Source organism: Streptomyces sp. E2N166 (assembly GCF_003671715.1).
In the GTDB taxonomy this organism is placed as follows: Bacteria; Actinomycetota; Actinomycetes; order Streptomycetales; family Streptomycetaceae; genus Streptomyces; species Streptomyces thinghirensis.
Genome location: NZ_RAIF01000032.1, coordinates 642,410 through 652,731, shown reverse-complemented (window position 1 = coordinate 652,731; position 10,322 = coordinate 642,410). Strand labels below are relative to the sequence as shown.

General features: G+C 72.2%; 11 protein-coding genes and 2 pseudogenes. 6 read left to right on the top strand and 7 right to left on the bottom strand.

Translation table 11 applies throughout. The annotated features are described in order from the left end of the window. Window positions 1-148 precede the first annotated feature (148 nt). Window positions 149-943, bottom strand: coding sequence for an RNA polymerase sigma factor SigF (locus EBH09_RS30135; protein WP_121750055.1), 795 nt, complete (start codon window positions 941-943; stop codon window positions 149-151). A gap of 358 nt (window positions 944-1,301) precedes the next feature. Here EBH09_RS30135 and EBH09_RS30130 point away from each other — a divergent pair. Continuing rightward, window positions 1,302-1,508 (top strand): annotated as a pseudogene (locus tag EBH09_RS30130) (thiamine pyrophosphate-requiring protein); the annotation flags it as partial. Window positions 1,509-1,523: 15 nt separating this feature from the next. Here the strand turns inward: EBH09_RS30130 and EBH09_RS30125 are convergent. The 4 genes from EBH09_RS30125 to EBH09_RS38020 all read right to left on the bottom strand — a co-directional run bounded on the left by EBH09_RS30125 (window position 1,524) and on the right by EBH09_RS38020 (window position 5,036). Beyond that, entirely contained in the window at window positions 1,524-1,940 is a 417-nt protein-coding gene (locus tag EBH09_RS30125; RefSeq protein WP_121750054.1) for a VOC family protein, read from the bottom strand. Window positions 1,941-1,945: 5 nt separating this feature from the next. Continuing rightward, complete coding sequence (locus EBH09_RS30120) at window positions 1,946-2,374, bottom strand: helix-turn-helix transcriptional regulator (RefSeq protein ID WP_121750053.1); 429 nt, start codon at window positions 2,372-2,374, stop codon at window positions 1,946-1,948. A gap of 60 nt (window positions 2,375-2,434) precedes the next feature. Next, window positions 2,435-4,825 carry an excinuclease ABC subunit UvrA gene (locus tag EBH09_RS30115; RefSeq protein ID WP_121750052.1) on the bottom strand — a complete coding sequence of 797 codons (2,391 nt, stop codon included), beginning with the start codon at window positions 4,823-4,825 and terminating at the stop codon, window positions 2,435-2,437. Between the two features lie 70 nt (window positions 4,826-4,895). Continuing rightward, window positions 4,896-5,036, bottom strand: a complete 141-nt coding sequence (locus EBH09_RS38020) for a hypothetical protein (RefSeq protein WP_193776610.1) — start codon at window positions 5,034-5,036, stop codon at window positions 4,896-4,898. 201 nt (window positions 5,037-5,237) lie between these two features. On the opposite strand from EBH09_RS38020, the gene EBH09_RS30110 reads away from it, so the two are divergent. From EBH09_RS30110 to EBH09_RS30100, 3 genes are all read left to right on the top strand, one after another. Beyond that, window positions 5,238-5,645 carry a DUF2795 domain-containing protein gene (locus EBH09_RS30110; RefSeq protein ID WP_121750051.1) on the top strand — a complete coding sequence of 136 codons (408 nt, stop codon included), beginning with the start codon at window positions 5,238-5,240 and terminating at the stop codon, window positions 5,643-5,645. 32 nt (window positions 5,646-5,677) lie between these two features. Continuing rightward, window positions 5,678-6,121 carry a CBS domain-containing protein gene (locus tag EBH09_RS30105; protein ID WP_121751074.1) on the top strand — a complete coding sequence of 148 codons (444 nt, stop codon included), beginning with the start codon at window positions 5,678-5,680 and terminating at the stop codon, window positions 6,119-6,121. A gap of 88 nt (window positions 6,122-6,209) precedes the next feature. After that, window positions 6,210-6,752 carry a type 1 glutamine amidotransferase domain-containing protein gene (locus EBH09_RS30100; RefSeq protein ID WP_121750050.1) on the top strand — a complete coding sequence of 181 codons (543 nt, stop codon included), beginning with the start codon at window positions 6,210-6,212 and terminating at the stop codon, window positions 6,750-6,752. Window positions 6,753-6,878: 126 nt separating this feature from the next. On the opposite strand, the gene EBH09_RS30095 is transcribed toward EBH09_RS30100, so the two are convergent. Then, window positions 6,879-7,160: a DUF6158 family protein gene (locus tag EBH09_RS30095; RefSeq protein ID WP_121750049.1), complete on the bottom strand. Its 282-nt coding sequence runs from the start codon at window positions 7,158-7,160 to the stop codon at window positions 6,879-6,881. 60 nt (window positions 7,161-7,220) lie between these two features. On the opposite strand from EBH09_RS30095, the gene EBH09_RS30090 reads away from it, so the two are divergent. Further along, a complete protein-coding gene (locus EBH09_RS30090; RefSeq protein WP_121750048.1) occupies window positions 7,221-8,342 on the top strand; it encodes a Vms1/Ankzf1 family peptidyl-tRNA hydrolase in 1,122 nt (373 codons plus the stop codon). 16 nt (window positions 8,343-8,358) lie between these two features. Here the strand turns inward: EBH09_RS30090 and EBH09_RS30085 are convergent, their stop codons facing one another. Then, complete coding sequence (locus EBH09_RS30085) at window positions 8,359-9,978, bottom strand: ATP-binding cassette domain-containing protein (protein WP_121750047.1); 1,620 nt, start codon at window positions 9,976-9,978, stop codon at window positions 8,359-8,361. Window positions 9,979-10,101: 123 nt separating this feature from the next. Here EBH09_RS30085 and EBH09_RS39370 point away from each other — a divergent pair. Then, window positions 10,102-10,322 (top strand): annotated as a pseudogene (locus EBH09_RS39370) (phosphoesterase); the annotation flags it as partial.

Sequence of the window (10,322 nt, the reverse complement as noted above, 5' to 3'; positions counted from 1 at the left end):
GGGTCCGCGCGCCACCGTGAGCCGTTCGCGGGAACGGGACCCCCGAGCGGGTGAGACGGAGGTTTCGGCCCACCCGCGGCCGTCACGGACCTCCGTCTCGGGGCGTGACCGCGGCGCCGTGGCAGGAGCGCGGGGCCGGCCCCCGCGCTCAGACCGCCGGGTCCCGGAGGACCTGTTCCCGCACCCGGTCGCAGCACCGGCTGATCAGGCGGGAGACGTGCATCTGGGAGATGCCGAGCTGTTCGGCGATGCGGCTCTGGGTCATGTCGTCGAAGAAGCGCATGTAAAGGATGGCCCGTTCCCGCTCGGGCAGGGCGGCGAGGCGGTCCTTGACGGCCTCGCGGTCGACGACGGTGTCGAGGGCCGGGTCCAAAGCCCCGAGGGCGTCGCCGAGTGAGTAGCCGTCCTCGCTGCCGGGGAGCTCGGCGTCCAGGGACAGGGCCGTGAAGCTCTCCAGGGCTTCCAGTCCGATCCGGACGTCCTCCTCGCTCAGATCGGCGTGCTCGGCGATCTCGGTGACGGTGGGCCTGCGCCCCGAGATGGTCTGGGACAGGTCCTGGCCGGCGAAGCGCACGCGGTTGCGCAGGTCCTGGACCCGGCGCGGCACGTGCAGGGTCCACATGTGGTCGCGGAAGTGGCGCTTGATCTCGCCGGTGATCGTCGGCACGGCGTAGCTCTCGAAGGCGTTGCCGCGCTCGGGGTCGTACCGGTCGACGGCCTTGACCAGGCCGAGCGCCGCGACCTGGCGCAGGTCCTCGTAGCTCTCGCCGCGGCTGCGGAACCGTCCCGCGAGCCGTTCGGCCATGGGGAGCCAGGCCTCGACGATCCGGTCGCGGACCGCGTCGCGTTCCGGGCCGTCGGGAAGGGTGGTGAGTCGGCGGAAGGCGTCGTCGGTGTCGGGGGCGTCGTCGTGCGGGTGCTTCACGCTGGCGTGGATCGGCATGGTGCGTCGCAACTCCCTCGGAGCGCGGGGCCCGTCGTCGCGCCGGGCGATGGCCCGGCCGGCGCGGACGGCGCCCGGGGTTCACAGAACCTCCGGCGCGCGGAGCGGCCGGCACCGGTACGACAACACGGCCCTTGGGGTCGGGCGGTCACCGTGGGAGGCGTCCGGCCCGGACGGACGCGTCCGGAACGGCGTCGCGCCGCTCCCACGGACGTGCCTCCTGTCCGAAGCACTGAATTTGCACCTGCCCCCTGACCCCCAGGGCAAACACCCGGATGTTCTCCGCGCGGAGCCGGGGTCACCCGTACCACTTGCCGCCGACCTCACCCCCATCTCACGTGAGCGCCGGGGTGCCTGCCGGGCGGGCCTCGCGGCGGACGGCCCGGCGGTGCTCGAGTTCCTCACCGACCCCGCCGTGCCCCCGGTCCCGCCGCACGCCACCCGGGAGCAGATGCAGGCGACGGCCGTCTCCGTCCTCAAGGCGACGCGGACCGGGGGGCCCGTGATCAGGCAGGGGCTCAGGGCGAAGGCGCAGGAGTTTCTGCCGGGGCGGGAGAAGGGGTGATCGCGGTAGCGGCGGTCACCCCTTGCGCGGCTGGTTGAAGCGCAGCATGTTGCCGGAGGGGTCGCGGAAGGCGCAGTCGCGGACGCCGTAGGGCTGGTCGACCGGCTCCTGGAGGACCTCGGCGCCCGCGGCCCGGACGCGTTCGAAGGTCGCGTCGACATCCTCGGTGGTGAAGATGACGCCGCGCAGCAGTCCCTTCGCCAGCAGCTCGGCCATGGCCTCCTTGTCGGCGGCCGAGGCGTTCGGGTCCGCGAGCGGGGGTTCGAGGACGATGTCCACGCCGGGCTGGGCCGGGGAGCCGACGGTCACCCAGCGCATGCCCTCGAACCCGACGTCGTTGCGGACCTCCAGTCCGAGTACGTCGCGGTAGAAGGCGAGCGCCTTGTCGTGGTCGTCGACGGCGATGAAGCACTGCGAGAGGTTGATGTCCATGCGTCTCACGCTACGGGCGGGGGCGTGGGCTTCGCTTCTCCGTTCCTGACCGGTCGCGTGTAGATCTTGGCGACACAGGCCGGGATGCCGGCGCCGTCGGCGTGGTCGCGGGCCCGGTACGCGCTCGGGCTCTCACCGACCAGTTCGGTGAACCGCGAGCTGAACGACCCCAGCGAGGTACAGCCGACCTCGAAGCAGACCTCCGTGACGGACAGGTCGCCGCGCCGCAGCAGTGCCTTGGCCCGCTCGATCCGGCGCGTCATCAGGTAGTTGTAGGGCGTCTCCCCGTAGGCGGCGCGGAAGCTGCGGGAGAAGTGGCCGGCCGACATGAGGGCGACGCGTGCCAGCGCCGGCACGTCGAGCGGCTCGGCGTACTCGCGGTCCATCAGGTCGCGGGCCCGGCGCAGCCGGACCAGGTCCTCCAAGGTCGTCACCCCACCACGATCCCACGACGCCGGGTGATCCCGGTACCGGCGCCGCGGGAGCGTTCGCGGTCAGGCGCCGACGTACGCCGCGAGGTGCTCGCCGGTGAGGGTGGAGCGGTCGGCGACGAGGTCGGCCGGGGTGCCCTCGAAGACGATCCGGCCGCCGTCGTGGCCGGCGCCCGGGCCGAGGTCGATGATCCAGTCGGCGTGTGCCATGACCGCCTGGTGGTGCTCGATGACGATGACCGACTTGCCGGCGTCGACGAGGCGGTCGAGCAGGCCGAGCAGCTGCTCGACGTCGGCGAGGTGCAGGCCGGTGGTCGGCTCGTCGAGTACGTAGACGCCGCCCTTGTCGCCCATGTGGGTGGCCAGCTTGAGCCGCTGGCGCTCCCCGCCGGACAGGGTGGTGAGCGGCTGGCCGAGGGTGAGGTAGCCGAGCCCGACGTCGGCGAGCCGGTCGAGGATCTTGTGCGCGGCCGGAGTGCGGGCCTCGCCGGTGCCGAAGAACTCCTCCGCCTGCGCCACCGACATCGCGAGGACCTCGCTGATGTCGCGGCCACCGAGGCGGTACTCCAGTACCGAGGGCTGGAACCGCTTCCCCTCGCAGTCCTCGCAGGGCGTGGCGACGCCGGCCATCATCGCCAGGTCGGTGTAGATGACACCGGCGCCGTTGCAGGTGGGGCAGGCGCCCTCGGAGTTGGCGCTGAACAGGGCCGGCTTGACGCCGTTGGCTTTGGCGAAGGCCTTGCGGATCGGGTCGAGCAGTCCGGTGTACGTGGCCGGGTTGCTCCGCCGGGAGCCCTTGATCGGGCTCTGGTCGACCGAGACGACGTCGGCGCCGGCCGGGACCGAGCCGTGGATCAGGGAGCTCTTGCCGGAGCCCGCCACGCCGGTGACCACGCAGAGCACGCCGAGCGGGACGTCGACGTCGACGCCCTGGAGGTTGTGCGTCGTGGCGTCGCGGATCTCCAGCGTCCCGGTGGGCTCGCGGACCGTCTCCTTGAGCGAGGCCCGGTCGTCGAGGTGGCGGCCGGTGACGGTGTCGCCGGCCCGCAGCCCCTCCACGGTGCCCTCGAAGCAGACGGTGCCGCCCGCCGTGCCGGCGCCCGGGCCGAGGTCGACGACGTGGTCGGCGATCGCGATCGTCTCCGGCTTGTGCTCGACGACGAGCACCGTGTTGCCCTTGTCCCGCAGTCGCAGCAGCAGGTCGTTCATGCGCTGGATGTCGTGCGGGTGCAGGCCGATGGTGGGCTCGTCGAAGACGTACGTGGTGTCGGTGAGGGACGAGCCGAGGTGGCGGATCATCTTCACGCGCTGCGCCTCGCCGCCCGACAGGGTGCCCGCCGGACGGTCGAGCGAGAGGTAGCCGAGGCCGATCTCCACGAACGAGTCGAGGGTGTCCCGCAACGCGGTGAGCAGCGGCGCCACCGACGGGTCGTCGAGAGCGCGGACCCACTCGGCCAGGTCGCGGATCTCCATCGCGCAGGCGTCGGCGATGCTGATCTTCCCGATCCTCGACGACCGGGCGCCCTCGCTGAGCCGGGTTCCGTCGCACTCCGGGCAGGTGGTGAAGGTGACGGCCCGCTCCACGAACGCCCGGATGTGCGGCTGCATCGCCTCCTTGTCCTTGGACAGGAACGACTTCTGGATCTTCGGGATCAGTCCTTCGTAGGTGAGGTTGACGCCGCTGACCTTCACCTTGACCGGCTCGCCGTAGAGGAAGTCCCGCAGCTCCTTCTCGGTGTACTCGCGGATCGGCTTGTCCGGGTCCACGAAGCCGGACTGGGCGTAGACCTGCACGGTCCACTGGCTGTCCGACTTCCAGCCGGGGATCGTGAAGGCGCCCTCCGCGAGCGACTTGGAGTCGTCGTAGAGCTGGGAGAGGTCGATGTCGGAGACCTTGCCCCGGCCCTCGCAGTTGGTGCACATGCCGCCGGTGCGCTCGTAGGTCGCCCTGACCGCCTTCTTGTTGCCGCGCTCGACGGTGATCGCGCCGCTCGCCCGGACGGAGGCGGTGTTGAAGGAGTAGGCGCTGGGCGGTCCGATGTGCGGGTCCCCGAGCCGGCTGAAGAGGATGCGCAGCATGGCGTTGGCGTCGGTGGCGGTGCCGACCGTGGAGCGGGGGTCGGCGCCCATCCGCTGCTGGTCCACGATGATCGCGGTGGTCAGGCCGTCGAGGACGTCGACCTCGGGCCGGGCCAGCGCCGGCATGAAGCCCTGTACGAAGGCGCTGTAGGTCTCGTTGATCAGCCGCTGCGACTCGGCGGCGATCGTGTTGAACACCAGTGAGCTCTTGCCCGAGCCGGAGACGCCGGTGAACACCGTCAGCCGGCGCTTGGGAATCTCGATGCTGACGTCCTTGAGATTGTTCTCGCGGGCACCGTGCACACGGATCAGGTCGTGACTGTCCGCGACATGCGGTACGGCCGCCTGCTGGTCCGTTCTCCTCGCGCTGCTCATCGGTGTCTCCATCTGTCGAGCGGGTCAGCAGGGACACGCTAGACGGAGCACGGTGGGCCTCGCTTCTCGATTACTGATCCGTTCGCGCGGCCACGTCGGCGTCGTCGGGCGGGGCCGCGGTGTCGGGCAGCATCAGTTCCTCGTAGCGGCCGAGGGCCAGCACCACGCCGAGCATGAGGACCGGGATGAACACAGCGAGCAGCACCGCCATGGTCCGTCCTTCCCGATAAGGGGTGGGCGTGGGGGGTGGTGGCGGGAGCCGGGTTCCCCGGGCCCGCCGGGCAAACCCGCGGTGCGCACGGAGGCACGCAGCGTGCCCGGGAAAATCGGACCGGACCCGTCCGGATGAATCCGTGTCGGCCTTCGGTGTCCGGGTACGCGGTCGGCACCCCTGAAGGACCTGGAGGGAGACATGCAGCGAGGCAGTGACCGGATGAGCGTCCACCGCGACGACGAGATGAAGCACGAACTGCAGGGTCTGCTCAGGTCCGGGCACCCCACCCGTACCGAGGAGTGGCACGACCCGGAACCTGCTGCCGAGGACGACCCGGACGTCACCTACGGACCGGTGACACCGGGCCGCGGACCGACGTACCTGGAGGCCCTCCGGCTCGAACTGGCCCGGAACCTGACCCGGGGCACCTTCCCCGCGAGCCCGCGGGAACTGACCCGGGCGCTGCGCCGCGGCCACGCGCCCGACGCCCTCGTCGAGGGACTGGAGCGGCTGCCGCACAAGGCGCGCTACGACAACGTCCAGGAACTGGCGGTGGCCCTGACCGAGAACGGCGGGTCCGGACCCACCGGGACGCAGGGCGCATAGGCGCCGGAAAGGGCGGGCCTTCAATGGCTCCGATGGCCGAGCACACGGCCGAGTACGTGCGGGACGTCATGACGCCGGGCGTGACCGCCGTCCGTCCGGACTCCTCCCTCGTCGAGGCGGCGCAGCTGATGCGCACGCAGAACATCGGTGACGTGGTGGTCGCGGACGGGCAGGAGGTCGTGGGCCTGCTCACCGACCGTGACATCGCGGTGCGGGCGGTGGCGGAGGGCCTCGACCCGATGGGGGTGGGCGTCCGGGCGATCTGCACGCACGACCCGCTGACGGTCTCCCCGGACGACCCGGTCGCGGACGTGGTGGCGCTGATGCGCGAGCACGCCGTACGGCGGCTGCCCGTCGTGGAGGACGGGCTGCCGGTCGGGATGGTGAGCCTCGGCGATCTGGCCGAGGCCCGGGACCCCTCATCGGCGCTCGCCGACATCAGCCGTGCGGAACCGGACGCCCGGGGCGGCGGCTGAGACGCGCCGCGCCTCCCCCGCGGCCGAACGACTCACGCGCGCCGGGCGGCGACACCGGCCGACGCGCCAGGAAAGGAATCCGAATCACATGCGCATCGCGTTTCTGACCGCGCCCGAGGGCGTGGAGCAGGTGGAACTGACCGAGCCCTGGCAGGCGGCGAAGGACGCGGGTCACGAGCCCGTGCTCGTCTCCACGCAGTCCGGTGAGGTCCAGGGCTTCAACCACCTCGACAAGGCGGACACGTTCCCGGTGGACGAGGCGGTGGGCGACACGTCGGCCGATTCGTTCGGCGGGCTTGTCCTGCCCGGCGGCGTGGCCAATCCTGACTTCCTGCGGATGGACGAGAAGGCCGTGGCGTTCGTCAGGGACTTCTTCGAGCAGGGCCGGCCGGTGGCCGCGATCTGCCACGCGCCGTGGACGCTCGTCGAGGCGGACGTCGTACGCGGCCGGGTCGTGACCTCGTGGCCCAGTCTGCAGACCGACCTGCGCAATGCCGGGGCCACCTGGGTCGACGAACAGGTGAAGGTCTGCGACCACGGCGACAACGTGCTGATCACCAGCCGCAAGCCGGACGACCTCGAGGCGTTCTGCGAGACCTTCCTCGCGGAGTTCGCCAAGGCGGGCGGCTGAGAAACGAGGCGCGGGCCTCTCGCCGGGCCCGGCTCACCGGTGCGCCCCGATCGCGCCGGAGGGCCGGGCCCCACGCGCGCCCGCCGCACCGGAAGAGCCGGAGCCAGGTGTGCCCGGGCGGCGCGGTCAGCCGCCGGAGGTGGTGCCCTCCCCGCAGCCCCGTTCCCGGGCGCCTTCGCGGGTGCGGCCCGCTGCGACCGGGCGCCGGGGGTTGCGGCGCAGCCACTCGCCCTCCAGCTGCGCCATCCGGTCGTTGTGGACCCGCAGCGCGTCGTTCGACCCGTACAGCAAGGTGTCGTGGCGCGTGCGGTGGATTGTCGCCAGCTCCTTCATGAGCTGTTGGTCGTCCAGGCGGCCCGGGTCCACGCCGCCGGTAGTGGTGTCGTCACGCGTGTCGTGTTCGTTCATGCGGTCCGGGTACCCGCCCCCGCAGCACTACCACCCCCGAGCGGCACCCGGGAGGGAGCCATGGATCTCGCGTTTCTGCATCCCCTTTACGAACATCAGGGCCCCTGGGCCTCCGTGTACGTCGATCTCTCCCGGCACACGGAGGACACCCCCCACGAACGTGAGCTGACGGCCGCCGCGGTGGCCCGGGAGCTGGCGGAACAGGGCGCGGACGACGCGACCTGCCGGGCCGTGAAGGAGGCGGTGGAGGAGTTGCGCCACGCCACCGACCCGCACGGGCGGGCGCTGTTCGCGTGCGCCGGGCGGGTGGTCCTCGACCCGCCGCTGGCCCGGCCCCCGTACGGGGGGACCACCGCCGACTGGGCGCCGCTGCCGCACGTGGCACCGCTGCTGGACCTGGCCGGTGAGGACCCGGTGTGCGTGGTGGCGTACGTCGACCGCAAGGGCGCCGACTTCGAGCTGCGCAGCGCGCTGGGCAGCTCGGACGCGGGCGGCGTGACCGGCCGGCAGTGGCCGGTGCACCGCACGAGCAGCGTCGACTGGTCGGAGCGCCACTTCCAGCTGCGGGTGGAGAACACCTGGGAGCACAACGCGGCGGAGATCGCGGACGCGCTCGCCGTGTGCCAGGAGGAGACGGGCGCCGATCTGCTGATCCTGGTGGGTGACGACCGGGAACGGCGGTCCGTGCACGAGCGGCTTCCCAAACGGCTGCAGGACCGCATCGCCGAGGCCTCGCGCGGCGCCGGCAGCAGGCTGCTGGACGACGAGGTGGAGGGACTGCGGGACGACCATGTCCGCTCGCGCGCGCGGGAGGACCTGGACCGCTTCCTGGCCGCCCGCACACCGGACGGCGAGGGCCGGGCCGGTGCCGCGGAGGGCGTGCCCGCGCTGGTCGAGGCGGCCCGGGAGCACCGCATCGACGAGCTGCTGGTCATCCCGGACGCCCCCGACACGCACCGCGAGGTGTGGATCGGCGAGGAGGCCGACCAGTTGGCGGTGCGCCGTACGGAGCTGAAGACGCTCGGCGAGCAGAACTCCTGGTCGGCCCGCGCGGACGACGCCCTGTTGCGCTCGGCGGTGATGACCGGCGCCCCCGCGATCTCCGTGACGCCGGCCCTGCCGTCCGAGGCCGCTCAGAAGGCTCCGGTGGGCGGTCTGGGGGCGCTGCTGCGCTGGAAGTGACCTCCGCGCGCGGGCGTCAGCGGGCCCGCTCCACCCGCCGTTCGTCCCAGACCGGCTCCGGCGTCTCGCGGACGCGTCCGTCGCTGCCGAAGACGAGGTACCGGTCGAAGGAGCGGGCGAACCAGCGGTCGTGGGTGACCGCGAGGACCGTGCCCTCGAAGCCCTCCAGGCCCTCCTGGAGGGCTTCGGCCGATTCCAGGTCGAGGTTGTCGGTCGGCTCGTCGAGCAGCAGGGCGGTGACGCCCTGGAGTTCCAGCAGGAGGATCTGGAAGCGGGCCTGCTGGCCGCCGGAGAGCCGCTCGAAGGTCTGCTCGGCCTGCTGGGTCAGTTCGTAGCGGCGCAGCCTGGACATGGCGGCGCCCCGGTCCTGGGCGTGCCCGGTCCACAGGATGTCCAGGAGCGTGCGGCCCAGCAGCTCCGGGTGTGCGTGGGTCTGCGCGAAGTGGCCGGGCACCACGCGCGCCCCGAGCTTCCAGTTCCCGGTGTGTGCCACGTCGTCGCCGGCGAGCAGGCGCAGGAAGTGCGACTTGCCGGAGCCGTTGGAGCCGAGGACGGCGACCCGTTCGCCGTAGAAGACCTCCAGGTCGAAGGGTTTCATCAGGCCGGTGAGTTCCAGTTGCTCGCAGGTGACGGCGCGGACGCCGGTGCGGCCGCCCTTCAGCCGCATCCGGATGTCCTGCTCGCGCGGCGGCTCGGGCGGCGGACCGGCCTCCTCGAACTTGCGCAGCCGGGTCTGGGCAGCGGCGTAACGGGAGGCCATGTCGTGGCTGACCGCGGCGGCCTGACGCAGTGTCAGCACCAGTTTCTTCAGCTGGGCGTGCTTCTCGTCCCAGCGGCGGCGCAGTTCCTCGAAGCGGGCGAAGCGCTCGCGCCGGGCGTCGTGGAAGGTGGCGAAGCCGCCGCCGTGCACCCAGGCGTCGGCACCCGCGGGGCCGGGCTCCAGGGAGACGATCTTCTGGGCGGCGCGGGCGAGCAGTTCCCGGTCGTGGGAGACGAAGAGCACCGTCTTGCGGGTCTCCTTCAGCCGCTCCTCCAGCCAGCGCTTGCCGGGTACGTCGAGGTAGTTGTCCGGCTCGTCGAGCAGCAGCACCTCGTCGGTGCCGCGCAGCAGCGCCTCCAGCACCAGCCGCTTCTGCTCACCGCCGGACAGGGTGCTCACCTGCCGCCACTGGGCCTTGTCGTACGGCACGCCCAGCGCGGCCGTGGTGCAGATGTCCCACAGGGTCTCGGCCTCGTACCCCTGCGCCTCGGCCCAGTCGGCGAGCGCCTGCGCGTAGCGCATCTGGGCGGCCTCGTCGTCGACGGTCAGGATCCCGTGCTCGGCGGCGTCGACGGCGCGCGCGGCCTCGCGGATGCGGGGCGACGCCACGGACACGAGCAGGTCGCGTACGGTCGTCTCGTCCCGGACGGAGCCCACGAACTGCCGCATCACTCCGAGGCCGCCGCCGACGGTGACGGTCCCGCCGTGCGGCTTCAGCTCCCCGGACAGCAGGCGGAGCAAGGTGGTCTTGCCCGCCCCGTTGGGTCCGACGAGGGCCACGACGGCCCCCTCCCCCACCCGGAAGGACGCGTCGCCGAGCAGCGCCCTCCCGTCGGGGAGGTAGTACTCCAGGTGCGCGGCTTCGAGATGACCCATGGGACCGGATTCTGCGGCTCCGGGCACGCTTGGGGCAAACCGTTTTCATCCTCCGCGGCCTGAGCTGCCGTACATGGGGCGCACCACCCGCAGGAAACGCGTTCCGCAGGGTAGGCGGAACGCATGAGCCCCGACGTAGACCTCACCGCCCCGACGCCCGGCCCGCATCCGGTCCGCAACGGTTTCCTGCGGCTGGACCAGCGTGTGTTCGAGGCCGTCGCCGCCCGCACCTGGCCCGGCGCCGACCCCCTGCTGCCCCGGCTGAGCCGTAGCGCCAACCACGGCGTGCTGTGGCTCGCGGCGGGCGCCGCCCTGGCCGCGACCCGCACTCCGAGGGCCCGCCG

Bases quoted from the DNA above. Each gene is read 5' to 3' on its own strand.
- EBH09_RS30115 (WP_121750052.1), bottom strand. From the start codon at position 4,825: ATGAGCAGCGCGAGGAGAACGGACCAGCAGGCGGCCGTACCGCATGTC.
- EBH09_RS38020 (WP_193776610.1), bottom strand. From the start codon at position 5,036: ATGGCGGTGCTGCTCGCTGTGTTCATCCCGGTCCTCATGCTCGGCGTG.
- EBH09_RS30090 (WP_121750048.1), top strand. From the start codon at position 7,221: ATGGATCTCGCGTTTCTGCATCCCCTTTACGAACATCAGGGCCCCTGG.
- EBH09_RS30135 (WP_121750055.1), bottom strand. From the start codon at position 943: ATGCCGATCCACGCCAGCGTGAAGCACCCGCACGACGACGCCCCCGAC.
- EBH09_RS30125 (WP_121750054.1), bottom strand. From the start codon at position 1,940: ATGGACATCAACCTCTCGCAGTGCTTCATCGCCGTCGACGACCACGAC.
- EBH09_RS30100 (WP_121750050.1), top strand. From the start codon at position 6,210: ATGCGCATCGCGTTTCTGACCGCGCCCGAGGGCGTGGAGCAGGTGGAA.
- EBH09_RS30095 (WP_121750049.1), bottom strand. From the start codon at position 7,160: ATGAACGAACACGACACGCGTGACGACACCACTACCGGCGGCGTGGAC.
- EBH09_RS30105 (WP_121751074.1), top strand. From the start codon at position 5,678: ATGGCCGAGCACACGGCCGAGTACGTGCGGGACGTCATGACGCCGGGC.
- EBH09_RS30110 (WP_121750051.1), top strand. From the start codon at position 5,238: ATGCAGCGAGGCAGTGACCGGATGAGCGTCCACCGCGACGACGAGATG.
- EBH09_RS30085 (WP_121750047.1), bottom strand. From the start codon at position 9,978: ATGGGTCATCTCGAAGCCGCGCACCTGGAGTACTACCTCCCCGACGGG.